At 65.9% G+C, this 25313-nt stretch carries 25 protein-coding genes; 3 read left to right on the top strand and 22 right to left on the bottom strand.

Translation table 11 applies throughout. The features are described 5' to 3' along the window. Positions 1 to 61: 61 nt before the first annotated feature. The 20 genes from ftsA to WAB17_RS01760 all read right to left on the bottom strand — a co-directional run bounded on the left by ftsA (position 62) and on the right by WAB17_RS01760 (position 20351). On the bottom strand, positions 62 to 1315 hold the full coding sequence (gene ftsA / locus WAB17_RS01665) for a cell division protein FtsA (RefSeq protein WP_435418310.1): 1254 nt from the start codon (positions 1313 to 1315) through the stop codon (positions 62 to 64). Further along, positions 1315 to 2223, bottom strand: coding sequence for a cell division protein FtsQ/DivIB (locus WAB17_RS01670; RefSeq protein ID WP_435418311.1), 909 nt, complete (start codon positions 2221 to 2223; stop codon positions 1315 to 1317). The genes ftsA and WAB17_RS01670 overlap by 1 nt, the downstream gene beginning before the upstream one ends. Further along, positions 2201 to 3178, bottom strand: a complete 978-nt coding sequence (locus WAB17_RS01675; RefSeq protein ID WP_435418312.1) for a D-alanine--D-alanine ligase — start codon at positions 3176 to 3178, stop codon at positions 2201 to 2203. The genes WAB17_RS01670 and WAB17_RS01675 overlap by 23 nt, the downstream gene beginning before the upstream one ends. After that, positions 3175 to 3675 (bottom strand): DUF4262 domain-containing protein, encoded by a 501-nt coding sequence (locus tag WAB17_RS01680; RefSeq protein ID WP_435418313.1) that lies wholly within the window; start codon positions 3673 to 3675, stop codon positions 3175 to 3177. The genes WAB17_RS01675 and WAB17_RS01680 overlap by 4 nt, the downstream gene beginning before the upstream one ends. Further along, entirely contained in the window at positions 3672 to 4643 is a 972-nt protein-coding gene (gene murB / locus WAB17_RS01685) for a UDP-N-acetylmuramate dehydrogenase (RefSeq protein WP_435418314.1), read from the bottom strand. Before murB ends, WAB17_RS01680 begins: the two co-directional genes overlap by 4 nt. Continuing rightward, the gene (gene murC, locus WAB17_RS01690; RefSeq protein WP_435418315.1) at positions 4640 to 6049 is read right to left on the bottom strand and encodes a UDP-N-acetylmuramate--L-alanine ligase; all 1410 of its coding nucleotides are present in this window, start codon (positions 6047 to 6049) and stop codon (positions 4640 to 4642) included. Before murC ends, murB begins: the two co-directional genes overlap by 4 nt. Then, positions 6046 to 7242, bottom strand: coding sequence for an undecaprenyldiphospho-muramoylpentapeptide beta-N-acetylglucosaminyltransferase (gene murG, locus WAB17_RS01695; protein ID WP_435418316.1), 1197 nt, complete (start codon positions 7240 to 7242; stop codon positions 6046 to 6048). Before murG ends, murC begins: the two co-directional genes overlap by 4 nt. Continuing rightward, positions 7239 to 8480 carry an FtsW/RodA/SpoVE family cell cycle protein gene (locus WAB17_RS01700; RefSeq protein ID WP_435418317.1) on the bottom strand — a complete coding sequence of 414 codons (1242 nt, stop codon included), beginning with the start codon at positions 8478 to 8480 and terminating at the stop codon, positions 7239 to 7241. The genes murG and WAB17_RS01700 overlap by 4 nt, the downstream gene beginning before the upstream one ends. Continuing rightward, on the bottom strand, positions 8477 to 9793 hold the full coding sequence (murD, locus tag WAB17_RS01705; RefSeq protein WP_435418318.1) for a UDP-N-acetylmuramoyl-L-alanine--D-glutamate ligase: 1317 nt from the start codon (positions 9791 to 9793) through the stop codon (positions 8477 to 8479). The genes WAB17_RS01700 and murD overlap by 4 nt, the downstream gene beginning before the upstream one ends. Next, positions 9790 to 10860 carry a phospho-N-acetylmuramoyl-pentapeptide-transferase gene (gene mraY, locus WAB17_RS01710; protein ID WP_435418319.1) on the bottom strand — a complete coding sequence of 357 codons (1071 nt, stop codon included), beginning with the start codon at positions 10858 to 10860 and terminating at the stop codon, positions 9790 to 9792. The genes murD and mraY overlap by 4 nt, the downstream gene beginning before the upstream one ends. Before the next feature lie 20 nt (positions 10861 to 10880). Then, positions 10881 to 12347 carry a UDP-N-acetylmuramoyl-tripeptide--D-alanyl-D-alanine ligase gene (locus tag WAB17_RS01715; RefSeq protein WP_435418320.1) on the bottom strand — a complete coding sequence of 489 codons (1467 nt, stop codon included), beginning with the start codon at positions 12345 to 12347 and terminating at the stop codon, positions 10881 to 10883. Next, positions 12344 to 13816, bottom strand: coding sequence for a UDP-N-acetylmuramoyl-L-alanyl-D-glutamate--2,6-diaminopimelate ligase (locus WAB17_RS01720; protein WP_435418321.1), 1473 nt, complete (start codon positions 13814 to 13816; stop codon positions 12344 to 12346). Before WAB17_RS01720 ends, WAB17_RS01715 begins: the two co-directional genes overlap by 4 nt. Continuing rightward, positions 13813 to 15534 carry a peptidoglycan D,D-transpeptidase FtsI family protein gene (locus tag WAB17_RS01725; protein WP_435418322.1) on the bottom strand — a complete coding sequence of 574 codons (1722 nt, stop codon included), beginning with the start codon at positions 15532 to 15534 and terminating at the stop codon, positions 13813 to 13815. Before WAB17_RS01725 ends, WAB17_RS01720 begins: the two co-directional genes overlap by 4 nt. Beyond that, entirely contained in the window at positions 15531 to 16085 is a 555-nt protein-coding gene (locus WAB17_RS01730) for a hypothetical protein (RefSeq protein WP_435418323.1), read from the bottom strand. The genes WAB17_RS01725 and WAB17_RS01730 overlap by 4 nt, the downstream gene beginning before the upstream one ends. Beyond that, positions 16082 to 17032, bottom strand: coding sequence for a 16S rRNA (cytosine(1402)-N(4))-methyltransferase RsmH (gene rsmH, locus WAB17_RS01735; RefSeq protein WP_435418324.1), 951 nt, complete (start codon positions 17030 to 17032; stop codon positions 16082 to 16084). Before rsmH ends, WAB17_RS01730 begins: the two co-directional genes overlap by 4 nt. Continuing rightward, positions 17029 to 17520, bottom strand: a complete 492-nt coding sequence (locus WAB17_RS01740; protein ID WP_435418325.1) for a division/cell wall cluster transcriptional repressor MraZ — start codon at positions 17518 to 17520, stop codon at positions 17029 to 17031. The genes rsmH and WAB17_RS01740 overlap by 4 nt, the downstream gene beginning before the upstream one ends. Before the next feature lie 297 nt (positions 17521 to 17817). Then, the gene (locus WAB17_RS01745; RefSeq protein WP_435418326.1) at positions 17818 to 18468 is read right to left on the bottom strand and encodes a Gldg family protein; all 651 of its coding nucleotides are present in this window, start codon (positions 18466 to 18468) and stop codon (positions 17818 to 17820) included. Positions 18469 to 18577: 109 nt separating this feature from the next. Continuing rightward, a complete protein-coding gene (locus WAB17_RS01750; protein ID WP_435418327.1) occupies positions 18578 to 18925 on the bottom strand; it encodes a hypothetical protein in 348 nt (115 codons plus the stop codon). A 53-nt stretch (positions 18926 to 18978) separates the two neighbouring features. Then, positions 18979 to 19992: a cysteine synthase A gene (locus WAB17_RS01755; RefSeq protein WP_435418328.1), complete on the bottom strand. Its 1014-nt coding sequence runs from the start codon at positions 19990 to 19992 to the stop codon at positions 18979 to 18981. Positions 19993 to 20033: 41 nt separating this feature from the next. Then, positions 20034 to 20351 carry a 2Fe-2S iron-sulfur cluster-binding protein gene (locus WAB17_RS01760; RefSeq protein ID WP_435418329.1) on the bottom strand — a complete coding sequence of 106 codons (318 nt, stop codon included), beginning with the start codon at positions 20349 to 20351 and terminating at the stop codon, positions 20034 to 20036. A gap of 91 nt (positions 20352 to 20442) precedes the next feature. Here WAB17_RS01760 and WAB17_RS01765 point away from each other — a divergent pair, with 91 nt between their 5' ends. From WAB17_RS01765 to WAB17_RS01775, 3 genes are read left to right on the top strand one after another with little or no spacing between them, the layout of a single operon-like run. Further along, positions 20443 to 21060, top strand: a complete 618-nt coding sequence (locus tag WAB17_RS01765; protein ID WP_435418330.1) for a DNA-3-methyladenine glycosylase family protein — start codon at positions 20443 to 20445, stop codon at positions 21058 to 21060. A 34-nt stretch (positions 21061 to 21094) separates the two neighbouring features. Then, the gene (locus tag WAB17_RS01770; RefSeq protein ID WP_435418331.1) at positions 21095 to 23059 is read left to right on the top strand and encodes a S9 family peptidase; all 1965 of its coding nucleotides are present in this window, start codon (positions 21095 to 21097) and stop codon (positions 23057 to 23059) included. 26 nt (positions 23060 to 23085) lie between these two features. Then, entirely contained in the window at positions 23086 to 23895 is an 810-nt protein-coding gene (locus WAB17_RS01775) for an SDR family oxidoreductase (protein WP_435418332.1), read from the top strand. Between the two features lie 114 nt (positions 23896 to 24009). Here WAB17_RS01775 and WAB17_RS01780 read toward each other — a convergent pair whose 3' ends face one another. Both WAB17_RS01780 and WAB17_RS01785 read right to left on the bottom strand, forming a co-directional pair. Then, entirely contained in the window at positions 24010 to 24591 is a 582-nt protein-coding gene (locus WAB17_RS01780; protein WP_435418333.1) for a hypothetical protein, read from the bottom strand. Positions 24592 to 24993: 402 nt separating this feature from the next. Next, a complete protein-coding gene (locus WAB17_RS01785; RefSeq protein ID WP_435418334.1) occupies positions 24994 to 25284 on the bottom strand; it encodes a 4a-hydroxytetrahydrobiopterin dehydratase in 291 nt (96 codons plus the stop codon). Positions 25285 to 25313 lie beyond the last annotated feature (29 nt).

Raw genomic sequence — 25313 nt, forward strand, 5'->3', positions numbered from 1 at the left:
GTTTCCACGGACTTGTCAACTGGCATCGCAGCAGAGCCGATCCCGTGGCGACCCACGATTGTCAGAACTGGTCGCGCGCGATCCGCAGGATCTGGCTGACGATACCCATCGCCCCCGGCCGCACCACCTCCTGCTGGCGGCTGCTGACAGACCGGATGTCGACCGGATCGGCGGCGGCATAGAGGCACAGGCCAACCAGTGTGGCGAAACCGGGATTACGCACCAGGTCTCCCATGCCGCGCAGTTCCGGCGGCGTGCCGATCCTGACCGGTCGGCCCAAAGCGCCCTGCATGAATTCCGCAACCCCTGCCAGCTGGGCCGCGCCGCCGGTGAGCACTACCTGCCCCCGCGCGCCGGAATAATCCATTTGCTTCAGTGCCTTGCCGATCAGCTCCGCCTGTTTGCCGAGGTGTTCGGTAATGACCGCGATCAGTTCCGCCCGGTTGACCTTGTGATCCTCTCCGCCCTCGTCGCCCGGCGCGTTGACGGGCACCATCTCGCGGTGATCGGTCGGACTGGCGATGGCAGATCCGGCGAGGCATTTAAGTCGTTCCGCCTGGAAGCGCCGTATGCCGAAGGCCCCGGCAATCGCATCGGTAATGTCGTTGCCGCCAAGCGGGATCGACACCAGCCCGGCCAGCATTCCGGCCTTGAACACGCTCACATTGGTCACTTCGCCGCCCAGTTCGATGAGCGCCGTTCCCAGTTCGCGCTCTTCGGGGCTGAGGCAGGCAAGCCCCGCAGCAATCGGAGTCGCGACCACGGACTCGACCGCGAAATGGGCTCGTTCGACCGCGTCGCGCAAGTTTCGCACCGGGGCGCCATCGGCCAGCATCACATGGATATCGACGCCAAGCTGTTCTGCATGCAGGCCCTTGGGATTGGCGACACCATGCGCCCCGTCGAGCGTGTAGTGGGCGGGTTGCGCGTGCAACACCATCCGCCCGTCCGGCTCGATGTTGTCGCGCGCCGCCAGCAGCAGGTGTTCGATGTCTTCTTCTTCGATCTGCCGGCCGCCGATCGGCACTTCGACCCGCGCAATCCTGCTGGCCAGACCCGCGCCGGCACAGCCGACCCAGACGCTCTGCACCCGAGTGCCGGCGTTCTCCTCGGCGCGCTCCATCGCCTGGCGGATCGCATAGGTAGCCGCCGTCATGTCGGTGATATAGCCGCGCCGGATACCCTGCGACTGGCGCAGGCCCGAGCCGAGCACGACCAGTTCCCCGGTCTCCGATAGGCCGAGGATCATGGCGGAAATCCGCACGCTGCCGAGATTCACCGCACCGAAGATGCGCGCGATGCGCGGAAGGCCCATTACTCGCTCTCCCCCCCGTCCTGCGCGAGCACATCCCGCCCCGGCACGCGCATGTAGACCCGCTCTGGTACCCGCATGTCGAAAGTCGCGACCTTGCCGCCGAGCAGGCGGTTCTGCCCGTCGAGACGGGCGAAGTTGATGAGCGCGGTGGCCGCCTCGGTTTCGCCGCGCGGGAGGGCCAGCACCTGGTCGGTCTTGAAGGTCAGGTTCCAGCGCCGGTTGCCGACCCATTCGGCTGCCACGACCTGCGACTTGAGCGCAGGCGCCGCGTCCAGGAGCTTGCCGAGAGCGCCGACCTGGCGGGCGGCACCCGGTCCGGATACGCGCAACATGCCTTTGGCCGCTGCCTGGGTGACCGGTTCGAGTTCCGTGCCCGTGGCGTCGATGAGGACCAGCCTTCCGGGCTTTGCCAACACCGCGTGGGGGATGCGTTCGACGATGTCGATGACCAGCGTGTCGGGCAACTGGCGCGAAACCCGGGCATCGCCGACCCAGTCCATCGCCAGCAGTTCGCGCCGCAGGCCGTCGAGATCGACCAGCGGCATGGGGGTATCGCGCGTCGCGTAGGCAGCCTCATAGACCTTCAGCTCGTTCATTCGCTCGACGCCGCTCACCCGCACGCGACGGACTTCGAAGCCGGCGTCCGATGCCACGGCGGCGACTTGCGCCTGCGCCATGGCCGGCACGCCGGCGAAGCTGGCGACGAACCACGCCAGCGCGACCCCGCCGCCGAGAATGACGGCAAGGAAAACGCGGTGGAGCTGCTCGTCCGTGAACGGAAGCACGGCCATCGCGCTGTCTAACGCGCCCTTGCCCTGCTTGCGCACCTGCCGGGCCTTGTCCGCCCGGTTCTGCGCCGCGGCTGCGCGCCGGACGCCCTGCCCGTTACGCCTGACCCTGGTTGCCACCTGCGCCTCCTGCTGACTTGCCGAAATGGTCGAGCGCGTCGGCTACGATAGCCTCGACCAGGTCTTCATAGCCCATGCCGACATAGGCCGCCTGTTCGGGTACCAGGCTGAGCGGGGTCATGCCCGGCTGGGTGTTCGTTTCCAGCACGAACAGCCCGGCCTCGCCCTGCTCGTCGTCCCAGCGGAAGTCGGTCCGGCTGGGGCCGCGGCAACCGAGCACGCGGTGCGCCTCGAGCGCGTATTTCTTGCACAGGGCTTCGATCTCGGCCGGTATATCGGCCGGACAGACATGTTCGGTCATGCCGTCGGTGTATTTGGCATCGAAATCGTAGAAGCCGCTCTTGGGCTTGAGCTCGGTCACCGCCAGCGCCCGGCCGCCGACGACGGCGCAGGTCATTTCGCGGCCGCGAATATAGGGTTCGGCCAGCAATTGCCGGAATTCCTGCCACGGGCCCACCGCGTCGCGGCGGATCGGGTTGCCGTAATTGCTCTCGTCAGTAACGATGGCGACCCCGACCGAGGAGCCTTCATTGACCGGTTTCAGCACGTAGGGCCTGGCCAAAGGGTCCTTGTGGAACAGGTCCTCGCTCTCGACGATGCGGCCGCCAGGCATCGGGATGCCGTGCGGGACGAGCGCCTGCTTCGTCAGTTCCTTGTCGATGGCGATGACCGAGGTCGCGAGGCCCGAATGCGTATAGGGCACGCCCATCAGGTCGAGCATCCCCTGCACTGTGCCGTCTTCCCCCGGGACGCCGTGGAGCGCGTTGAACACCACGTCGGGCGCAGCCTCGGCAATGCGCAGCGCCACCTGTCGGTCCATGTCGATCCGGGTCACGCGATGCCCGCGCACTTCCAGCGCCTTGGCCACGCCTTCGCCCGACATGAGGCTTACCGGGCGTTCGTTGGCCCAGCCTCCCATCAGGACAACGACGTGTAGCTTGCGGTCGAGAATCATCGGGGGGCACCTGCAGGATAAAGCTGGACCTGCCAGCCACGGATATCGGCGCCGCAGTCCGGCTGCCACGGATAGGCGCGGGTCTTGGGATCGGGCCAGACGATCTGCACCGCGCCGACGGCTTCCTCTGCGCCCCGCTGCCGCTCGAACCACGTGGCATAGCCGAGATGGGCAGTGCGGGCGCGCGGATCGTCGATCGGGCGGACCATGCAGTCATAGCCTTCGATCAGATTGCCGACGAGACGCCCGTCGGTCAGTTCCAGCCCATCCTCCTGGCACTGGCGGAAGACCTCGTTGATCATCGACTGGGCGAGACCCTGATCGAGGCCGTAGACCAGCACTTCGGGTCGGGAGAGCGAGTGTTTGAACCCGACAGAGTAGCTATAGGATGGCAGGCGGGGATCTTCCGACGCGACATGCATCACCGCCAGGCCGAACCGCTCGATATTGTCGAGGATCGCCTGCTGCTGCGGATCGAGTGTCGTCGAATGGGTCATGGCCGCCCCACCCGCTGGATTTCCCATTCCAGCTCCACCCCCGAATGCGCGTACACGCGGCGGCGGACTTCCTCGCCCAATCCTTCGATATCCGCGCTGGATGCGCCATCGACGTTGATAAGGAAGTTGGTGTGCTTCTCGCTTACCTGGGCCCCGCCCATGCGCAGGCCCCGGCAACCGGCCTCGTCGACCAGTTGCCAGGCCTTCCTGCCTTCGGGGTTCTTGAAGGTCGAACCGCCGGTCTTGGTCCGCACCGGCTGCGAATTCTCGCGCGCTTCGGCGATGCGCTCCATCTCGGCGCCAATCACTGTCGGATCGCCGGGCCGGCCTTGCAGCCGCGCGCGGACGACGACCGCGCCGTCCGGCAGGGCCGAGTGGCGATAGGTGTATTGCAGGTCGGCCACCGGCAGGCTGACCAGTTCGCCACCGGGCAGGACGACGTCGCAATCGATCAGCACATCGGCAGTCTCGCGGCCATAGGCCCCGGCGTTCATCCGCACGAAGCCACCAATCGTGCCGGGGATGCCGCGCATGAATTCCAGCCCCGCTATTCCCGCGTCGCGCGCGGTCGAGGCGACCAGCACCCCATGCGCCCCGGCGCCGCAGGTGACGGTGTGGTCGGCATGGGTTTCAACCCTGGCAAAGGCCTTGCCCAGCTTGATAACGACACCCGGCACCCCGCCGTCGCGGATGATGAGGTTGGAGCCGAGCCCAAGCGCCATGATCGGCAACTGTCCATCGAGCCGCGCGAGGAAGGTCTGCAGATCCTCCATGTCGGCGGGCTCGAACAGCCAGTCGGCTCGCCCGCCCGCCTTGAACCAGACGAGCCTGGCCAGCGGCGCGTCGGCCGTGAGCGGGCCGCGCAGCCCCTCGGTCGAAACCGGCGCGCCGACCGCGCCTTCGACCTCCGCGCTCGGCGCGGCGCCGCGATCATGCATGGCCCAGTCGTCGGGCTGGTGCATCGTCATGCGGCTCGCTCCTGCCGGATCGCATCGGCGAGGCCGGCCGCCCACCTGGTGATGTCGCCCGCACCGAGGCAGACGACCAGGTCGCCCGGTTCGACGTTTTCGGCGAGTACCCTCGCGAGCTCGGCCTGGTCGGCGACCGTGGCCGCATGGCGGTGCCCGCGCCGCTTGATCCCTTCGACCAGCGTTTCGGCGCTGACGCCTTCGATCGGTTCCTCGCCCGCCGGATAGACCGGGGTGACATAGACCGCATCGGCTTCGTTGAAGCAGGACTGGAACTCGTCCATCAGGTCGCGCAGGCGGGTGTAGCGATGCGGCTGGGCGACCGCGTGGACCTTGCCCACGGTCGCTTCGCGCGCGGCGGCGAGGACCGAGGCGATCTCCACCGGATGATGGCCGTAGTCGTCGATGATGGTCACGCCATCGACCTCGCCCGCCCGGGTGAAGCGGCGGCGCACCCCGCCGAAGCTGGCGAAGCCGCTCTGGATCGTCTCGTCGCTGCAGCCCATCTCGATCGCGACAGCGATGGCGGCGAGCGCATTCTGGACATTGTGACGGCCCGGCATCGGCAGGCGCACGTCGGCAATGCGCCGGTCTTCCTCGCCGCGCTGGCGCACGATCACATCGAACAGATTGCCGCCGCCCTCGGGCCGGATGTTGACCCCGCAGATATCGGCCTGGAGCGAGAAACCGTAGGTCACCACGCGCCGGTCGCGCACTTGCGCGATCACCGCCTGCACTTCCGGATGGTCGATGCACAGGATCGCCGCGCCGTAGAAGGGCACATTGTGGATGAACTCGACGAAGGCGCGCTTGACCCCGTCGAAATCACCGTAGTGGTCGAGGTGTTCGGGATCGATGTTGGTGACGACCGCGATGGTGCCGTCCAACCGCAGGAAGCTGCCGTCGCTTTCGTCGGCCTCGACCACCATCCAATCACTATCGCCGAGCCGGGCGTTGGAACCGTATTGCTCGATGATCCCGCCGTTGATGACCGTCGGATCGACCCCGCCCGCATCGAGCAGCGCTGCGATCATGCTGGTCGTGGTCGTCTTGCCGTGCGTTCCGGCAATGGCGACGGTGCTTTTCAGCCGCATCAGTTCCGCGAGCATTTCCGCACGGCGGACCACGGGGATGCGGTTTTCCAGCGCATAGGCGACTTCGGGATTGGTCCGGCGAACGGCAGTGGAGGTGACGATGACCGAGGCATTCTCGACGTTCCCGGCGACATGGCCGATCATCACCTTGATGCCCCGCGCACGCAGCCGTTCGACACTGGCGCCTTCGGCAATGTCGCTGCCCTGCACGGTATAGCCGAGGTTGTGCATCACTTCGGCGATACCCGACATGCCGATGCCGCCGATGCCGACGAAATGCACGATGCCGATATCAGTCGGTACGCCCCTCATTCGGCCCGCTCCCGCGCGGCGTTGCGGGTCGCGGTCGCGGCCTGCGACGACGCGCGCGGCGCTTCCCCCGACAGCTTGATCACGTCCATCATCTCCGCGCCGCCAAAGCTTTCGACCAGGTCCGCGAGGTCCTGTGCCGCCTTCGGCCTGCCACAGTTCCACGCCGCATGGGCAGCTGTCGCCAGCGTTTCCGGACGCTGCGCCATGGCCTGGATTTGCTTTGCCAGTTCCTTGGGCAGGAAGGCGTCCTGGCGGATCATGCGCGCTCCGCCCGCCTTGACCATTTCCTTGGTGTTGAACGACTGGTGATCATCTGTGGCGATGGGCAGGGGGACGAGGATCGCGGGCCGGCCGACCGCCGTCAGTTCCGCGATGGTCGAAGCACCTGCCCGGCCGATGAACAGGTGGGCCTGTGCCAGGCGCGACGCCATATCCTCGAAATACGTGCCGAGCTCCGCCGGGATGTCGTGGTTGCGGTAACGTTCGCGCACGCGCTCGAGATCCTCGGCACGGCACTGCTGGGTCACCTGCAGGCGCTGCCGGATTGCAGGCGGCAACATGGCGAGGCCGTCGGGCACGATGTCCGACAGGACGCTGGCGCCCTGGCTTCCACCCGTCACCAGCACCTTGAGCAGCCCGTCCTCGGTGAAGGGCGGGAATGGCTCGTCGCGCAAGGCGAGAACTTCGGCGCGGACCGGATTGCCGACCAAGTGCACTTTGGCGGCGTGCCGGGCATCGAGACGCCGGATTTCGGGATAGGCTGTGGCGATGGCATCGACGCGGCGGGCGAAAAACCGGTTTACCCTGCCCAGCACTGCATTCTGTTCGTGGATGACGGTCGGGATCCCGGCGCCGGTCGCAGCCAGCATGGTGGGAAAGGCGGGATAGCCGCCGAAACCGACCACTGCGCTCGGTTCGAAGGTTTCGAACAGCCGCAGCGCCATGTCGCGGCCTGCCATCACGGCCTTGGTCCCGGCCCACCAATGCAGCGGGTTCTTGCCGAAGCGACCGGCAGGAAGGACATGGGCAGGCAGGAAATCGGGCTTGCCGGGGATCCTGGCGCCGCGTTCGTCCGTCATCAGCGCGACGTGATGGCCGCGCCGTTCCAGTTCTGTCGCCAGCGCAAAGGCCGGCAGCAGGTGCCCACCGGTCCCACCGGCGGCAAGTACGTAATGGCGGTTGGCGCGGGTCATGCGCCTTTCTCCTTGTTCGTCGAACTCCGCTCCGTCAGGATCGCGCGCAGTCCGGGCGTTTCGCGCGTCAGGAACGGGTTCCGGCGCGTCAGCGCCAGCAGCAGGCCCACACCAAGGCATATGGCAATCGTCGACGAGCCGCCATAGCTGACCAGCGGCAGCGTCATGCCTTTCGACGGAAAAAGCTGGAGGTTTACGAGTATGTTGATGAAGGCCTGCCCGCCGATCTGGGTCACCAGCCCGGCCGAGGCCAGCAGCGCGAAGAGATTTTCCTCGTCGGCGAGCCTCACCAGCACGCGGACCACCAGCGCCAGGTACAGCGCGATGACAAGGGCGCAGGTCAACAGCCCGAATTCCTCGCCGATCACGGAAAACACATAGTCCGTATGCGCTTCCGGAAGGCTCATCTTCCTGAGGCCGAGCCAGAAACCGGTGCCCGTCCATCCCCCGCCCAGCAAGGTCTTTTCCGCCAGCCCGACCTGGTCGAATTCACTCCCGCCGCCGAGGAAACTGTCGATCCGGTACCGGGCGTTGTCATAGAGGAAATAGGCAGCGACGATGCCGGCCACGCCCGCGGCGGCCATGGCGCCGATCTTCTTCAGCGACACGCCCGACAGGGTCACCAGGACGAACCAGACGCCGCAGAACAGGACGGTCGAGCCGAGATCGGGCTGCAGCATCAACAGGGCGGCGACAAGGGCCATCAGCCCGCTGACGATGGCGAGGACGGGGAGTTGCGGATCCTTGAGGCGCCAGGAAAGGATCCAGGCGAGCGCAATCGCGAAGCCGGGCTTCAGGAACTCCGATGGCTGGAACCCCAGTCCGAACCGGATCCAGCGCTTCGCCCCGTTCACCTCGTAGCCGATCAGCGGCACGAGCAGCAGGCCGGCCAGCATTGCGCCGGCAAGGACGACCCCGACCCGCCGCGCATTGTCGCGGCTGAGCGCCGAGGCACCGAACATCACCGCAAGGCCGACGAATTGCCAACGCAGGTGCGCCCAATAGAAATAGAGGTCGGGCAGTTTTTCCTGCGCTGTCGACAGGCGCCGAGCACTGGCGGGCGAACCTGCCGCCACCGCCGCGGTACCGATCACCATGAGCGCCAGCACGAGGCCGAGGAGGACGCGGTCAACCTCGCGCCACCAGATCTTGACCTCCGACCATTTCGAACCGCGTCGCGGCCCGCCTTGCGCCAATGCAGCGCCGAATCCGGGCACATAGGGCTGGGTTGAACTCATGCCGCGTGCTCCCCTTCACCGCCTGTCAGAGCGGCGACGATCTGCCGGAAATGCTCGCCGCGCCGTTCGAAGTCCTTGAACTGGTCGAAGCTGGCGCAGGCGGGGGAAAGCAGGATCACGTCGCCCGGCACCGCCACCCGCATGGCGCGGCGCACGGCGGCATCGACCAGCTCGCTGCGATCGACCGGCACGCGGCCTTCGAGCAGCTCGGCAAAGCGCGGCCCGGCCTCGCCGATGGTATAGGCGGCCTTGACGTTGGCGAGATGCGCCTCGGTCGCGCCGAGCCCGTCTTCCTTGGGCAGCCCGCCAACGATCCAGTGAATGCGCGGGCCATGGCCCTCGGGCGGAAAAGCCGCGAGCGCCGGGGCGGCGCTATCGGTGTTGGTCGCCTTGCTGTCATTGATGAACAGCACGCCGTTGTGGGTCGCGACCCGCTCCATGCGGTGGGGGAGGCCGGTAAAGCTGCGGAGGCCCGCTTCGGTCTGCCCGACCGACAGACCCAGCCGCGCACAGGCGGCCATGGCGGCCCCCGCGTTCTGGGCATTGTGGGGACCTTGCAACGAGGGCCAGTTGGCCTGACCTTCAGGGCTGGCTTCGACGATCGCGTTGAACCCGGCCTTGCCGCGACGGATCAGTCCGGCTTCGTACGCTGGCCAGTTTGCCAGCGCATAGTGATCCTCGCCCTGCATTTCGAACAGGCGGCTCTTGGAGGCTGCGTATGCCTCGAAACTCTCATACCGATCCAGATGATCCGGCGTGATGTTCAACAAAACCGCCACATCGCAATCGAGGCTCTGCGTCAGGTCGATCTGGTAGCTCGACAGCTCCAGCACATAGACCCCCCCATCCGGCAACGGGTCCTGTCCCAGGATCGGCAAGCCGATATTGCCGCCCATCATGGTCGGCACCCCCGCAGTCTTGAGGATGTGGTGGACCAGCGCCGTGGTGGTGCTTTTGCCGTTGGTGCCGGTGATGCCGACGACCTTGTGCGGCGGCAGCTCGGCGCGGGCCTGCGCGAAGAGCTCGATATCGCCGATGATCGGCACGCCGAAGTCGCTGGCGCGCTGGGTGATCGGATGGGTGTTGAGCGGCACGCCGGGGGAAACCACCAGCCCGTCGAAACCGCTCAGGTCCTCCACCATCGGATCGCCGATGAGGGCGCGGCTTTCATAGGCCTCGCGCGGTTCCTGCTGCCGGTCCCACACCATCACGTCGGCACCGCTCGCCAGCAAGGCGTCCGCCGCAGCCTGACCCGAACGGGCGAGACCAAGTACGGCGTAGCGCTTGCCGGACCAGGCGGTGCAGGTGATCATCGGACCTTGAGCGTTGCCAGCCCCATCAGGGCCAGCACGATGGAGACGATCCAGAAGCGGATCACGACGGTCGATTCAGCCCAGCCCTTCTGTTCGAAGTGGTGGTGGATCGGGGCCATGCGGAACACCCGCTTGCCGGTCCGCTTGAACCAGAATACCTGGATGATGACGCTGAGCGCCTCGAACACGAACAGCCCGCCGACGATGGCGAGGACGATCTCGTGATGGCTCGCCACCGCGATGGCGCCGAGCGCGCCGCCCAGAGCAAGGCTGCCGGTATCACCCATGAACACTGCCGCCGGCGGCGCGTTGAACCACAGGAAGGCGAGCCCCGCCCCCATGATCGCACCGCAGAAAATCGCCAGCTCGCCCGCGCCGGGCACGTGCGGGATGCCAAGGTAGGCCGAAAAGTCGGCGCGTCCCGCCAGGTAGGCGATGATGGCAAAGGTGCCGGCCGCAATGATCACCGGCATGATGGCGAGCCCGTCGAGTCCGTCGGTCAGGTTCACGGCATTGCCCGCGCCGACGATGACCACGGCGGCGAAGACGTAGTAGAACGGCCCCAGCGGGATCGCGCGATCGGAGACGAATGGCACGTAAAGCCAGGTGTTGATCTGGCTGACGATCAGGTAGGAAGCGATGCCCGCGACCACGAATTCGAGCAGCAGGCGAACCTTGCTCGACAGGCCGGCGTGGTGGCGCTTGGTCACCTTGTCGTAATCGTCGAGGAAGCCGATGACGCCGAAGCCCACGGTTACCGCGATACAGGCCCACACGAAGGGATTGCGCAAGTCCATCCACAACGCCAGCGACAGCACCAGCGAGGTCAGGATCATCAGCCCGCCCATCGTCGGCGTACCGCGCTTCGAGAGGTGCGACTGCGGCCCGTCTTCGCGGATCGGCTGGCCCTTGCCCTGCCGCACGCGCAGCATGTTGATGAAACGCGGCCCGATGATGAGGCCGATCACGAGCGCCGTCATCACCGTCGCGCCAGTGCGGAATGTCTGGTAGCGGACGAGGTTGAAAATCCCCTCGAAATCCATCCACTCGGCTAGAAGATAGAGCATTCGGCCTTCCCGGCTCCTGTTTAGACCCGACTGGTGAAGTGTTCCACCAGCTTGCCGAGCCCGACCGAGTTGGAGCCCTTGACCAAAATCGCGTCACCGGCTGCAATCCCGTATTCCTGCAGCGCCGCGATCGCCTCGGCAGGCCCATGGCAATGGGCGAAGGAAAGCCCCTTGCCAAGCATGGCCTCGCCCGCTTTCCCCAAGTGCCGTGCCAGCGTCAGCATCTCGTCGCCCACAAGCACTGCGAAATCCACCTGCCCGTCCAGCAGGGGTTCGGCCAGTTGCTCGTGGAACCCCGGTGCGAAATCGCCCAGTTCCTTCATGCTGCCAAGCACCGCGATGCGGCGCGTTGCCGGGGTCTGGCCAAGCTGGCGGAGGGTGGCGCGCATCGACGCCGGATTGGCGTTGTAGCTCTCGTCGATCAGAAGCGCCTTGCCGCCCGCTGCAGAAACCTGGTGGCGCGCCCCGCGCCCTTTAAGTCCGCCCAGCTCTGCCAAGGCAAGCCCGGCCGCGCCAAGGTCGCCGCCAGCGGCATGGACCGCGCCCAGCACGGCGAGCGAATTGCTGATCCAGTGCTCCCCCGGCTCGGCCACAGTGTAGCACAGTCGCCGGTCGGCGATCTGTGCCGTAACCAGCGAGCCGCCATTGGCCGCCGGGATGGCATCGAGCAGTCGGACATTGGCTTCGGGTGCGCGGCCGAAGGACAGCACCCTGGCGCCAACCTTTTGCGCGGCGGCAAGGAGCTGGCCGTATTGCGGCACATCGGTGGGAATGACGGCGGTCCCGCCCGGCTCCAGCGCATCGAAGATTTCCGCCTTGGCATCGGCGATCGCCTCGATGGAACCAAGGTTCTCGATATGCGCCGGGGCGATGGTGGTGATGACGGCGACATGCGGGCGCACATGTTGGGTCAGCGTGGCAATTTCGCCTGCATTGTTCATCCCCATCTCGAACACGCCATAGGTGCTGCGTGACGGCATGCGGGCGAGCGTCAGCGGTACGCCGACATGGTTGTTGTAGCTGCGCACGCTGCGGTGCGCCTGCCCCCGGCTCGACCGTTCGAGCGCCGCGAAAATGGCTTCCTTTACGCCCGTCTTGCCGACCGAGCCGGTCACACCGACGCGCACGGCATCGGCCCGTTCTCGCGCCGCATGGGCCAGCGCGTGGAGCGCTTCGGTGGTATCGCGGACCAGCACGTGCGGCCCTTCGACCGGCCGGTCGACCAGAACCGCTGCCGCACCTGCAGCGAAGGCCTTGTCGACGAACTTGTGCCCGTCCATCGCTTCGCCTTTCAGCGCAACGAAGAGGTCGCCAGGCCGCACATCGCGGCTATCCATTTCGACGCCGGAGACCTGGAACTCGCCACTCGCGACACCGCCCGTCGCCTCGGCAATCGCCTGCGCCGTCCACAGCGCCAGCGGCAGGCTGTCGCGGCGGGTGCGCGGCCAGGACAGGATGGCATTCTGGGCAAACCGGGGGGCGATCATGCCGCGCCTCCCTGCCCGCCGGCACATTCGCGCGCAACCGTCACATCGTCGAATGGCAACAGCTTCATGTTCTCTCCCGAACCGATGATCTGGCCCTGTTCATGGCCCTTGCCCGCGATGAGCACGATGTCGTCTGCCTGCGCCTCGGCGATAGCGGCGCAGATCGCTTCGCGCCGGTCGCCGATCTCGCGCAGTGTGCCGTCGCCGCCCGCGAGCACCGCTGCGCGGATCGCGGCCGGGTCTTCCCCGCGTGGATTGTCGTCCGTAACGATGGCAATGTCCGAGGCGCGCGCCGCGACTTCGCCCATCGGCCCGCGCTTGCCCTGGTCACGGTCACCGCCGGCACCGAACACAGTGATGAGCCTTCCCGACACATGCGGACGCAGGGCGGCAATGGCAGCCTCCAGCGCGTCCGGCGTATGCGCGTAATCGACATAAACGGGCGCTCCCGCCATGTTGAGTGCGGCACGCTCCAAACGTCCCCGCACGGGCTGGAGGCGGGCAACGCCGTCCCACACCAGCGAAGCATCGGTCCCGGTCGCCAGCGCCAGCCCGGCGGCCGTCAGCGCATTGGCGACCTGGTACTCTCCGATCAGCGGCAGGCGCAGCTTGCGGGTCGTCCCGCCGTGCTCGATCTCGAGTTCCTGCCCCAACTGGGTCGGCGTGCGTGACAGCAGGCGAATATCCTCGCCTTGCTCGCCAACGGTAACAATCTTGAGCCCACGCGCCCTAGCCCGCTCGATGGCCCGGCCGGTCCATTCGTCGCCAAGCGTCCAGATGACCGCAGCGCCGCCATCCATCACGACTTCATCGAAAAGCCGCATCTTGGCGTCGAAATAGTCCTCCATCGTCGGATGGTAATCGAGATGGTCGCGGCTGAGATTTGTGAATGCCGCCGCCGCCACCGGCAGCCCTTCGTTGCGATACTGCGAAAGGCCGTGGCTGGATGCTTCATAGGCAACATGGGTGACGCCTTCGCGGGCGAGGCCGGTCATGTTGGCAAGGAAGGTAACGATGTCGGGCGTCGTAAGGCCGGTCGAGACGCTTTCGTCCGGCGTTGTGACGCCGAGTGTGCCGATGCTCGCCGCCCGCTCGCCCGCCATGCGCCACAACTGTCGCGTCATCTCCACGGTCGACGTCTTGCCGTTGGTGCCGGTGACCGCGATGATGGTGGAGGGAACGGGCACGAAGAACTGAGCTGCCAGCAAGGCGAAGGCGCGGCGGGGGTTGGCCTCGGCGATGTGGATCGCCCCTTCGACTGTCGCTTCGGGACGGGCAACGACCGCGATTGCCCCCGCTGCAACCGCTTGCGGAATGAAGTCCTCGCCATTTACGCTGGCGCCCTGGAACGCTCCGAACACGGTGCCCGGTGCGACCTTGCGATGATCGATGGCAAAGCCGGTTACGGACAATTCGTGTCCGGCAGCGATTTCGATTCCGGCACCATGCGCCAGTTTGCCGAGTTTCACTCGTCGCCTCCCGGAATAAGCGGTCGCAGGTCCGAAATGTCGACATCGCGGTTCATGTCCGGCCGAACCCCCAAAATCGGCCCGATCCGCGGGACGAGCTTGCCGACGATGGGTGCGGCATTCCAGGCCGCGGTGCGCTGGAAGGAACTGGCGGTCGTTCCCTGGGGTTCGTCGAGCATGGCGATGATGACGAAGCGCGGACGATCCATCGGGAAGGCGGCGGCAAAGGTCGAAACCAGGCTGGACCGGCGATAGCCGCCGGCGCCGGGCTTTTCGGCCGAACCGGTCTTGCCGCCGACACGGTAACCCGGCGCATCGGCATTCTTGCCGGTACCGTAGAGGGTAATCATCCGCATCAACTGGTTCATGCGGGCGGAGGTCGATGCCTTGAACACCCGGCGTCCCTTGGGTGCTTGTCCGGGCTCGATCTTGTGCAGGGTCGCCGGACGCAGGATGCCGCCGTTGACCATCGCCGCATAAGCGCTGGCGAGATGCAGCGGGGTGACGGCGATGCCGTGGCCGAAGCCGACGGTCATGTTGGTGATGCGCGACCACTTGCCTTTCTGCCAGATCGGGAAACCGCGTGCAGGCAATTCGATATGCGGGCGCTGGTTCATGCCGAGATCGATCATCGCGCGCCGCAGGCGGACCGGTCCCAATTCGTCCGATACCCGCGCGGTGACGGTATTGGACGAATGGATCAGCATCTCGGGAATATTGAGGCTGGCGCCGAGCGGGTGGCTGTCCTTGATGGTGTAGCCCGCAATCGAAACCGGGCTGGCATCGTAGCGCTTGCCGAAATTGCGGACAGTCCCGGCATCTATGGCCGCTGCGACAGTCAGCGGCTTGAAGGTCGACCCGAGTTCGTAGACCTGGTTGGTCACGCGGTTGAACATGTATTGTTCACCGGTCCGGTCGATCTTGTTGGGATTGAATTCGGGCAGCGAGGCGAGCGCCATCACCTCGCCGGTATCGACGTCCAGCACGAGCCCGGCCGCGCCCTTGGCATTGGTGGCCAACATGCCGCGCCGCAGCTCGTCTTCCAGTGCGCCCTGCACGCGCATGTCGATGCTCAGTTCGACCGGGGCCCCGCGCTGTGCCGGATCCGACAGCCGCGTGTCGAGCACCTGCTCCATGCCGACGCGGCCCTTGCCGTCCGCGCCGACGAAGCCCAGCACATGGGCCGCCATGGTGCCTTGCGGGTAGTGGCGGTCGGTTTCGGGCGGCACTTCCAGCGCGATCTCGCCCAGTTCGTAAACACGATTGGCTTCTTCGGGCAGGACACGGCGGCGCAGATAGCCGCCCTTGCCCGACGCCAGCATACGTTCGACCCGCTTCTGGTCGAGGTCGGGGAAAATGCGCTTCAGCTCGGCCGCGACTTCCGCAGCCGGCTTGACCAGCGGCGGGCCGTCTTCCCCCAATGCGGTCGGGTTGAACCACAGGGCCCGGGCGGGATAGTTGCGTGCGAGCGCGATACCGTTGCGATCCGAAATCTCGCCGCGCGGCGGCAGGAGGGCTTCCGAAAGCGACAAAGGCCCGCTCGAACCGCCGCCGATGCCGAGGACGGCGATACGCAGCATCGCTATCAGCGCCAGGACGGCAAAGCCGGCGGCGACCAACAAGACCCGGATGCGCGCCGTCAGCAGGGCTTCCTGGCGGTCCGAAACGAGCCTCACGCGCCCCGACGAAATCGCCGTACTGACCGTCAGCGACGTCATTCGCCGATCCTCGCACTCATGGCGGCAGCCCCGTCGATCTCGGCCGCCATTCCGAGCCGTTCGGCAAGCGAGGCACGCTCGGGACTGGTGGCGGCGGTCCGCGGCTTGCGGTCAGGGACAGCAGTGTCGGGGCGGTCGGCCGATTCATCACCGGACGCGGCCGGTCGGCCGGTCAGCGGCGACACCATGGCAGGCAGCTCGGCGGCCACATCCGTCCTGGCTACGCGGATCGGTGACGGGGCGTTCGGCATCACCGGTTGCGAAAGGCTTGCCAGCTGGCGCTCGTTCTCGAGATACTGGTCCGCGCGCGGAGCGATGTAACCGAAATCGACGGCATTCCAGTTGGCGAGCTGCTGCTGGTTGGCACGGGTTTCGAACTCGATTTCGAGGCGCTTGGTTTCGAGGGTCAGATCGACGATCTCCCGCTCCGCGCGGATGACATCGCTCTTGACCGCGTTCACGCGGAAACTGAGCGCCGCAAACAGCAGGAAGGCGAGGCTCAGTGCCATCGCCCAGCCGATCTGGCGCAACCTGCTGCCCGCCATGGTCATGCCGCTTCCTTTCGCGCTGGAAGGTCGGTGCGGACAGCGTGGCGCAGGGTCGACGAGCGGGCGCGGGGATTGCGCGCGATCTCGGCCTCGCCGGGGCGGATCGCCTTGGATACCTTGGAAAAAACGGCCGGCGGCCCCGAGTCTTGGGGAAGATGGCGGGAGGTGCCGCCGGCCTTTCCGGAAGCGCGCTGGAGAAAGCGCTTCACGATCCGATCTTCGAGCGAGTGGAAGCTGACGACTGCGAGCCGGCCGCCGCTCCGCAGCAGGCGTTCGGCGGCACGGAGCCCCTCCTCGAGTTCGTCCAGTTCGCCGTTCACGTGGATACGTATTGCCTGGAAGCTGCGGGTCGCAGGATCCTTCTTGTCATGCGGCTTGTGGCCCAGCGCCTTGCGGACCGCGCGGGCCAGCTCGCCCGTCGTCGTCAGCGGGCGGGCGGCAACGATGGCACGGGCGACGCGGCGCGATTGCCGCTCCTCGCCATATTCGAACAGGACATCGGCGATCTCGTCCACGTCCGCTTCGTTGACGAAATCGGCAGCGGTCATGCCGCTCTGGCTCATGCGCATGTCGAGCGGGCCATCGGACGAGAAAGCAAAGCCGCGCTCCGCCTGGTCGAGCTGCATCGATGACACGCCAATATCCAAAACAATTCCGTCGACGCTCGCCAGTCCCGATTCGGCGAGTGCATTAACCATTTCGGAGAAGCGGCGCGGATGGAGAACCAGCCGGGGCGGGTTTTCCGCACATTCCGGCCAGTTTTCCCCCGCCGCGATGGCGTCGGGATCGCGGTCGAAGGCGTGGACCGTCGCACCGCGGGCCAGCAGGGCGCGGGTGTAGCCGCCAGCGCCGAAAGTGCCGTCGACGATCACGTCGCCCGGCTGCGGGGACAGCGCGGCGAGGACTTCATCCAGCAGTACCGGGATATGGGGCGCATCCGGCGGCGTCATTTGCGCTTCGCTTCCGCTTCGGCGACGAGGGCCTTGCAGGCAGCCTTTGCCGCAGCCCAGTCGTCGCCCATCCGGTAGAGTTCTTCCGGCCGCCACAGCGTGAAGAAGCGGCCGCCGCCCTGGAAATAGAGGCCACCGTCGACCTGGCCCAGTTCGCGCAGATATTCGGGCATGACGAAGCGCCCGCTGTCGTCGAACGGCAGTTCGGCAAAGCCGTTCAGCTGAGACGAGCGGGTTTCGCGGTCGAATTCGCGGTTGAACTTGAAGGCCATTTCCTCTTCGCGGTCGAGCTGCTGCTCAAACTCCGCCTTGCGGGACAAGCCGAAGCCGACCAGGCAGGTCCAGCGGTCATGCTTGGTCAGGCACAGGATGCGGCTGCCCGAGCTTTCCTTGACCGATTTGCGGAACAGCGGCGGCAGGACGAAGCGGCCCTTGTCGCCAGCCGGCGAGAAGGCCTGTCCGCTATAGCCTGTAAAACCCTGCTCCACTCCCCGCCCGTCCCCGCTTGAGCGCCTTCGCCGTGGACACGGTCCCGCCAGGCCCAGAAGCGCAAGCGCCTCCGGCTCGTCCCCGCCTCAGGGAACGCGCGACAAAACTGCATGTCCGATGAGCGAACGTAATAACGCGCCATTTCCCGGGATTAAAGGGGAAAACACGGAAAAATAAGGGATTACATGGTAACCAAATGATTAATAAGGTTTTTTATAGCCAATTTCCCTGTCGATAACCGTAGCGGTACCCGTGGAATCCCGCAGCTTTTCCGTAATTGCCCGCAGTAAATCCGCTCACGAACCGGCCGCTCCCGCGTTTTCCCGACTCGCTTCCCGCGTCATCCCCAAAAGCTGCCCCAAGGCCACCGGCGAACCTTCGCCACCAACCGGGTCTTCCAGCAGGGTCGCATCCGCAACCAGCACCGCCCCACCGGTGCCGATCCGGCATTGTGCGGCAAGCCCGTCCAGCATCAGGCGACATTGCGACCCGTCGGCCGGACGCAGACGGAAGCTGCCTGCAGCAGCCACCCCCATCTCGGCGGTCCCCAGGCGGACAATCCGCAAGCCGTCGGCTGGGTCGAAGACCATTTCCAGTCCCCACCGCCCCAGGATCGGGCTGAGCATGGCGCTGTCGAGCGGTCGACGCGGATCGCCCAGGGGCAGGTGCGACTCGCCCACCAGCTTGGGATCCGCGAAGACGAGCACACGCCCGCCGCTGCGAACCCAGTCGTCGAGCGCGACGTTTTCCGCAGGGGTCAGGATGCGCGGCTGCGCGAGCAGCAGCAGGTCTACCCCGGCCAGCGAGCCCGGCTGAAGTATATCGAGCGGGGTCACCTCGTACTGGCCTCCCAGCGCTCCGACGGCCCAGTGCGATTGCGTTTCGGCGCCTCCGGATAGCGATGCGAAGGCATCGTTCTCGGCCCAAAAAATCGGCAGTGAAGTCATTACGCCTAGGCGTAGCTGGTCCTGCGGGTCGGGGGGTGGCGGGGTCGCCGCCGGCGTGCACGCGGCAAGCAGCAAGCCGGGCAGAACCGCCGCAAGGGATCGCATCATACTATTGCCGGGGTTCGCCCTGAGCAGGTAGGACGGGGCCCGTGGGGACGGGTTCGGCCGACGCATCCTTCGGCAGGTCCGGCACCACCCCGGCCGCTTCGAGTGCCGCGCCTTCCGAGGTCGGCATATCCGCCGGCTCCGTGGTCGCCGCCGCTTCGGGCACGGAGACGCGTTCGGCCAGCTGTGCACGTGTCATGATCATGTCGGCAACACCGACCAGCAGCACCATGGCGCCAAGCCCGATCAGACCGACTTGCAGGCGTTGCGCCCCTTCGCCTTGCGGAACCGCGGGCGATGCAGGCTTTGCCTCTGCCGCCGATGGGCGGAGCAGCTGTGGCAGCGGGTTCATGGTGCGTATCTTAGCCGATAGCACATGAACGTCAAACGAACGCGGCTTGCCGCTCAATCCCGTTGCAGCCAGTCGAACACCGGCAGGTTCTTCGATTGCAACCATTGGGAGTCGTAAAGGGTCGAGAGATAGCGAAATCCCGTGTCGCACAGGATCGTTGCGACCTGCGGGTTGCCGCGCCCTTCGGCCACGAGTTGCTTGCCCAGCGCCACTGCACCGCCGACATTGATGCCGCTCGACAGGCCCAGGCACAGGCCTTCTTCGCGCAGCAGGCGGGCGACCCATTCAAGGCCTTCCTCGTCCGAGATGCGGAACTGGGTGTCGATCGGTGCGCCTTCGAGGTTGCCGGTGATCCGGCCCTGCCCGATCCCCTCGGCGACGGATGAGCCTTCGCTCTTCAATTCGCCATGGGCGTAGTAATTGTAGAGCGCCGCCCCGTGCGGATCGGTGAGCGCGATGACGACGTTCTCGTCGAATTCCTTGAGGCCCATGCCGACCCCGGCGATCGTCCCGCCGGTGCCTGCGGCGCAGGTGAAGCCGTCGATCCGCCCGCCCATCTGGTCCCACAGCTCCCTGGCCGTGCTCTCGATATGCGCCTTGCGGTTGGCCGTGTTGTCGAACTGGCCGGCCCAGATCGCGCCCTCGATCTCGCCCGCCATCCGGCGCGAGACGTGTTGGAAGTGGTTGCAGTCGGCATATTTGGTGGGCGGCACCAGCACCAGCTCCGCGCCCAGCGCGCGCAGCGTGGCCATCTTCTCGCGGCTCTGGTTGTCGGGCATGACGATGATCGTCCTGTAGCCCAAGGCATTGGCGACCAGCGCGATGCCGATCCCGGTGTTGCCAGCCGTGCCCTCGACCACCGTGCCGCCAGGCTTCAGCTCGCCCTTCGCTTCGGCGTCGCGGATGATCCACAGCGCCGCCCGGTCCTTCACCGAAGCGCCGGGATTGGCGAATTCGCACTTGCCGTAGATATCGCAACCGGCAGCCGCGCTCGGCCCGGCGAGCCGGACCAGCGGGGTGTTGCCGATGAGGGAAAGAGTGTCCTTGAGAGGCGCAGCAGTCGTCATGGGCGGGAGGTAGGCGTTACCCCCGCCAGCGCCAACATAGTTCAATCTTCAGGGGCGATAGTAACCTTCAGCCCGTCGAGATCGGCGCTGAACGGGATCTGGCACGACAGGCGCGAATTGGCTTCGCGGTGGTCGGAACTTTCGAGCAGGTCGTCCTCGTCCTCACTCATGGCGGGCAGCTTGTCCATGAAGGCGGGATCGACATGGACATGGCAGGTCGCGCAGGAACAGCAGCCGCCGCACAGCGCCAGCAGTTCATCGAAACCATTGTCGCGGATAGCTTCCATAACGGTCAGGCCATCCTGCACATCGACCGTCTTTTCCTCGCCCGCACGATCGACCACAACCAGCTTCGGCATTGCTTGATTCCCCATGGATTGAACGGCCTTCCGGCCTCTTGCCCGCGCTGCTAAGCGGTGCGCGCGCGCAAGGCAAGAGAGGGGTTGCACATTGGGACTGACCGCAGAGCAGATTCGGCATGGGCTCGACGAAATGGCCGTGCGCGAGCCGCGCATCGGCAAGGTGCTCGAGACAGCCGGCTACCCCGAGCCGCGCATTCGCCCGACCGGGTACAAGACCATGCTCCGGACCATCGTCGGCCAGCAGGTTTCGGTCGCCGCCGCCAATTCGATGTGGAACAAGCTGGAGGCGGAACTGGGTGAAGCCTTCACGCCCTCATGCCTGCTGAAGCGCGATTTTGACACCCTGCGCGCCTGCGGCCTCTCGCAACAAAAGCAGGGCTATGCCCGATCCTTGTGCGAACTGGTCGAAAGCGGCGAGCTCGACTTCGACACCCTGCCCGCCGATGACGAGGAAGCGATCGAGCAGCTGACCCGGATCAAGGGCATCGGCCGGTGGTCTGCCGAAATCTATCTGCTGTTCGCAGAAGGCCGCCCGGACATTTGGCCGGCCGGCGACCTGGCGGTACAGAAGGCGGTCGGCCGCATATTGGGCCATGACGAGAGCCCCAAGGAAAAGGTGGTCCGCGAGGTCGCCGAGGCATGGCGCCCGCATCGCGGTGCAGTCGCAATCTTCGCCTGGCATACCTACAATATGGAAGCGATCTGATCGCGCTACCTCTCCGCCAGCAAACGGACCCTGCATGACCACCAGCATCGACGCCTTCCCGCTCATCCCCCGCGATCACCTGTTCGGCAACCCGACCCGCGCCGCCGGTCAGATCAGCCCCGACGGGAAATGGCTCAGCTGGCTCGCGCCGCGCGACGGCGTGCTCAATATCTGGATGGCGCCGAGCGCTGATCCCGAAGCCGCCCGGCCCATGTCGAACGACACTGAGCGGCCGATCCGCGAATATTTCTGGGCACCCGACAGCCGCAGCCTGCTCTACATCCAGGACAAGGGCGGCGACGAGAATTTCCTGCTCTATGGCATCGATGTCGGGACGGGGAAGGAGACCACCCTCACCCCGTTCGAGAACACGCGGGTGATGCTCGTCGGTGCGTCGGACACGCACAAGGACAAGCTGCTGGTCGGCCTCAACAACCGCGACGCGCGCTTCCACGATGTCCACCTGCTCGATCTCAACACCGGCGCGCTGACGCTGGTGCTGGAGAACAATGCCTATGCCGGGTTCATGGCCGACGACGACCTGCAGCTGCGCATCGCCATCCTGCCCAATGCCGAGGGCGGCACCGACTATTTCAAGGTCGTCGGCACCGCGGTCGAGACCGAGCCCTTCAAATCGACCGCTCTCGATGACGCGCTGACCACGGCGCCCGCCGGATTCACCCGCGACGGCAAGACGATGTACTGGCTCGACAGCGACGGGCGCGACACGGCAGCCCTCTTCGCGATGGACTGGGCGACCGGCACCATGACCCTCGTCGCCGAGGACCCGCGCGCCGATATCGGCGGGACCTTGCGCGACCAGCAGACCGGCGAGGTGCTGGCGTGGAGCGCGACCTACCTCAAGCGCGAGTGGACCGCGCTCGACCCGGAAATCGGCCAGGCCTTCGCCTTCCTGCGCGAGCAAATGCAGGGCGAGATCGCGATCGCCAGCCGCACCGACGACGATCGCAAGTGGATCGTCGCCAACGATCCGGTGTTCCAGCCCGCCGCGAGCTATCTCTACGACCGCGACGCCGGCACGCTGACCAGGCTTTATGTCAGCCGGCCCGAACTGGCCGATGCTCCACTCCGCCCGATGCACATGCTCGAACTCAAGAGCCGCGACGGGCTGACGCTGCCGTCCTACCTCACCCTGCCGCCGGGCACCGACAGCACCGGCGACGGCGTGCCCGACACGCCGGTGCCGATGGTGCTGCTGGTCCACGGCGGCCCCTGGGCGCGCGACGGCTATGGCTTCAATGGCTATCACCAATGGCTCGCCAATCGCGGCTATGCGGTGCTCTCCGTGAACTATCGCGGCTCGACCGGGTTTGGGAAAAGCTTCGTCAATGCGGCGAACCTGCAATGGGGCCGCCAGATGCACGACGATTTGATCGACGCGGTGGAGTGGGCCGTGGGGGCCGGCATCGCCCCGCGCGACAAGATCGCCATCATGGGCGGCTCCTACGGCGGCTATGCCACGCTGGCCGGGCTGACCTTCACGCCAGAGGTCTTTGCGTGCGGGGTCGATATCGTCGGCCCCTCGAACCTAGAGACGCTGCTCGAATCGATACCGCCCTATTGGGAGCCGCTGGTGGCGCAGTTCCACACCCGCATGGGCAATCCGAACACGCCGGAGGGCCTCGCCCTGCTCAAGGAACGCAGCCCGCTCTACAAGGCCGGCGAGATCGTCCGCCCGCTGCTGATCGCGCAGGGCGCCAACGATCCGCGCGTCAAGCAGGCCGAGAGCGACCAGATCGTGGCTGCGATGAAGGACGCGGGCGTGCCGGTGACCTACCTGCTCTATCCCGACGAGGGCCACGGCTTTGCCAAGCCTGCCAACAATATCGCCTTTACCGCGGTAACGGAGAGTTTCCTCGCCACCAACCTCGGCGGGCGGGCGGAGCCGATCGGCAAAACGCTGGCTGTTTCTACTGCGCAGATCGTCGACGGGGCCGAGTTCGTGGAAGGATTGGCAGCCAGCCTCGAACGAGCGTAAAGCCACGGCGTAGCGGGAGAGGACCTATGGCACGCAAGAGCATCTTCATCACCGGCGGCGGCAGCGGTATCGGCCGGGCCATCGCGCAGAAGTTCGCGGCAGAGGGCTGGTTCGTCGGCCTCGGCGACATCAGCGACAGCGGCATGGCGGAAACCGCGCGGCTGATCGGCGAGGACAATTGCTGGAGCGTCAATCTGGATGTCCGCGATCGCGCCGCATGGGACTCGGCGTTGGAGGGATTTTCGCAAGCCGCTGGCGGGCGGATCGACGTGCTCGCCAACAATGCCGGCATCCCCATCGGCGGATCGCTGGTGCTCAACAGCGAGGACGAGATAACCCGCTGCCTCGACATCAACCTCAAGGGCGTGCTGTTCGGGGCGCAGGCGGCCTATCCGCACCTCAAAAAGACCGCCCCGGGATCGTGCCTGCTCAACACCGCCAGCGCGGCAGGGATCTACGGCAGCGCGGGCGGATCGGTCTATTGCGCGACCAAGTTCGGTGTGCGCGGGATCACCGAGAGCCTCGACGGCGAATGGGCGGGGGTCGGCATCAACGTTCGCTCGCTGATGCCCAGCTTCATCGACACGCCGCTGCTCGACATGGTGCCCAACGCCGGGACCAACGAGCACATCCGCGCGCGCGTGAAGGCTTCGGGGCTCGAAATCACCCCGGTCGAGGAAGTCGCCGAAGCCGCCTGGCGCGCGGTGCACGAGGACCAGATGCACTGGCCCGTCGGCAAGACCGCCCGCCGCATCGCCTTCGGCGCACGCTGGCTGCCGGGCCGCGTACGCAAGCAATCACGCGAGCGCGGGGCGATGCAGTTGCTGGGGGATTAGGGGCGGCGCTCATTGGCCGGCAAGCGTGGATAGGCTGGATCTGACGGCCGGTTTCGGGTGAATTTATGCGGCCGCCGAATGTCTGGGATTGGTTGGAAAGCGGACTGATCTCTATCAGTCGGCAAGCCTGCAACCGTATTGCTGCGCACGCAATCCAAGTCGCTCGATGTGTTCGATCTCTACCAGCATCTCTTCGAGCATTCGGTTCTCTATTTCTCCCGAGTTTGCGGCTTTCAAGCTGCTGACCTGTCCAAGAAGTTTTCTGATGGACGCGGAGCTGAGATCAAAAGGGCACACTTCATAAGGCCAATCGTTCGCGCCATTCCCGAACGTCGAGTGGTTTTCAAATGATAGGCGGCTAATGGTCGGGCTCCCGCCTCCGCAGCTTGCAATGCCCCCGTAGATATCCAGTCCGCGAACTGCCCCGCTCTGGCCCTCGGCTGCAAACCATCGTGCACATCCGTCTGTCAGGCGATCCTCCCAATACCAGACGAGGCCAAAGCCCTTCCAATGATACTGCGCTTGCGCCCGCGAAGGTACGCCTTCTGGCTTCGGGACCAGCGGGCTGATTACCGGCACTAGCCAGCCATAGACAAAGATTGGGCCTATTGGGGTGAGGGTTACCGTAGCAACAGCTATCGCCGCTGCCAAAATGGCGCAGCCAAATGCGCGTTGCCTAGCGGATCTGACTGCCATTGATTGCAAGCTAGTAGACCGGTGGGATGGCTGCAACTGGGTCGCTTGCTAACGGGCAGGTATCGCACAGGCATCAGCCGAGCCGGTCATCCGCGTGTCTTTGTCCTTCCACTGATCTCGCATTGATGCATCACCCGAGCAATGGCGCGTGGTCACGGCAGGAATGGAATGGTGACGCAGCGCGCATTGCCGCATAGCGCTGTCCTACACGCTGCGATCTGTGCCATGCCCTTGCGCCATGGCAAATTTCACCGCTCGCGATGGCACCCCCCCCGCCGCCTCCCCTCGCGACACTCGCAGCCGGAAGTGTGCTTTTCCATCTATTTTTCAGATATTTGATCCGAGAAAGCGATATTGACACGGTGTCAACTTCGTCAAGCGAATGTCAGCTTCGGCGGCACATCACGCCAGCGCGGCGATCGCCGCGACCATCTCGACGTCGCGCTGCGACAATCCGCCCGCATCGTGCGTGGTCAGCGTGATCTCGACTCGGTTGTACACGTTGAACCATTCGGGATGGTGGTCGGCCTTCTCGGCCAGCAGAGCGACGCGGTTCATGAAGCCCCAGGCTTCGCTGAAGTCGGCGAACAGGAACGTGCGCTCGATCGCCTTGCCGTCGCGGGCCAGCGACCATTCCGGGTTCGCGGCCAGCAAGGCCTCGCGCTGGGCGGCGGTCAGTTCGGCGATGGCCATGGCGGTTCCTCGGGCAGCTTGTGGTGGTG

Source organism: Parerythrobacter aurantius, from assembly GCF_045291475.1.
Taxonomy (GTDB): domain Bacteria; phylum Pseudomonadota; class Alphaproteobacteria; order Sphingomonadales; family Sphingomonadaceae; genus Parerythrobacter; species Parerythrobacter aurantius.

Bases quoted from the DNA above. Each gene is read 5' to 3' on its own strand.
- ftsA (WP_435418310.1), bottom strand. From the start codon at position 1,315: ATGGGCCTTCCGCGCATCGCGCGCATCTTCGGTGCGGTGAATCTCGGC.
- WAB17_RS01675 (WP_435418312.1), bottom strand. From the start codon at position 3,178: ATGATTCTCGACCGCAAGCTACACGTCGTTGTCCTGATGGGAGGCTGG.
- WAB17_RS01680 (WP_435418313.1), bottom strand. From the start codon at position 3,675: ATGACCCATTCGACGACACTCGATCCGCAGCAGCAGGCGATCCTCGAC.
- murB (WP_435418314.1), bottom strand. From the start codon at position 4,643: ATGACGATGCACCAGCCCGACGACTGGGCCATGCATGATCGCGGCGCC.
- murC (WP_435418315.1), bottom strand. From the start codon at position 6,049: ATGAGGGGCGTACCGACTGATATCGGCATCGTGCATTTCGTCGGCATC.
- murG (WP_435418316.1), bottom strand. From the start codon at position 7,242: ATGACCCGCGCCAACCGCCATTACGTACTTGCCGCCGGTGGGACCGGT.
- WAB17_RS01700 (WP_435418317.1), bottom strand. From the start codon at position 8,480: ATGAGTTCAACCCAGCCCTATGTGCCCGGATTCGGCGCTGCATTGGCG.
- murD (WP_435418318.1), bottom strand. From the start codon at position 9,793: ATGATCACCTGCACCGCCTGGTCCGGCAAGCGCTACGCCGTACTTGGT.
- mraY (WP_435418319.1), bottom strand. From the start codon at position 10,860: ATGCTCTATCTTCTAGCCGAGTGGATGGATTTCGAGGGGATTTTCAAC.
- WAB17_RS01715 (WP_435418320.1), bottom strand. From the start codon at position 12,347: ATGATCGCCCCCCGGTTTGCCCAGAATGCCATCCTGTCCTGGCCGCGC.
- WAB17_RS01725 (WP_435418322.1), bottom strand. From the start codon at position 15,534: ATGACGTCGCTGACGGTCAGTACGGCGATTTCGTCGGGGCGCGTGAGG.
- WAB17_RS01730 (WP_435418323.1), bottom strand. From the start codon at position 16,085: ATGACCATGGCGGGCAGCAGGTTGCGCCAGATCGGCTGGGCGATGGCA.
- rsmH (WP_435418324.1), bottom strand. From the start codon at position 17,032: ATGACGCCGCCGGATGCGCCCCATATCCCGGTACTGCTGGATGAAGTC.
- WAB17_RS01745 (WP_435418326.1), bottom strand. From the start codon at position 18,468: ATGACTTCACTGCCGATTTTTTGGGCCGAGAACGATGCCTTCGCATCG.
- WAB17_RS01750 (WP_435418327.1), bottom strand. From the start codon at position 18,925: ATGAACCCGCTGCCACAGCTGCTCCGCCCATCGGCGGCAGAGGCAAAG.
- WAB17_RS01755 (WP_435418328.1), bottom strand. From the start codon at position 19,992: ATGACGACTGCTGCGCCTCTCAAGGACACTCTTTCCCTCATCGGCAAC.
- WAB17_RS01760 (WP_435418329.1), bottom strand. From the start codon at position 20,351: ATGCCGAAGCTGGTTGTGGTCGATCGTGCGGGCGAGGAAAAGACGGTC.
- WAB17_RS01770 (WP_435418331.1), top strand. From the start codon at position 21,095: ATGACCACCAGCATCGACGCCTTCCCGCTCATCCCCCGCGATCACCTG.
- WAB17_RS01775 (WP_435418332.1), top strand. From the start codon at position 23,086: ATGGCACGCAAGAGCATCTTCATCACCGGCGGCGGCAGCGGTATCGGC.
- WAB17_RS01780 (WP_435418333.1), bottom strand. From the start codon at position 24,591: ATGGCAGTCAGATCCGCTAGGCAACGCGCATTTGGCTGCGCCATTTTG.
- WAB17_RS01785 (WP_435418334.1), bottom strand. From the start codon at position 25,284: ATGGCCATCGCCGAACTGACCGCCGCCCAGCGCGAGGCCTTGCTGGCC.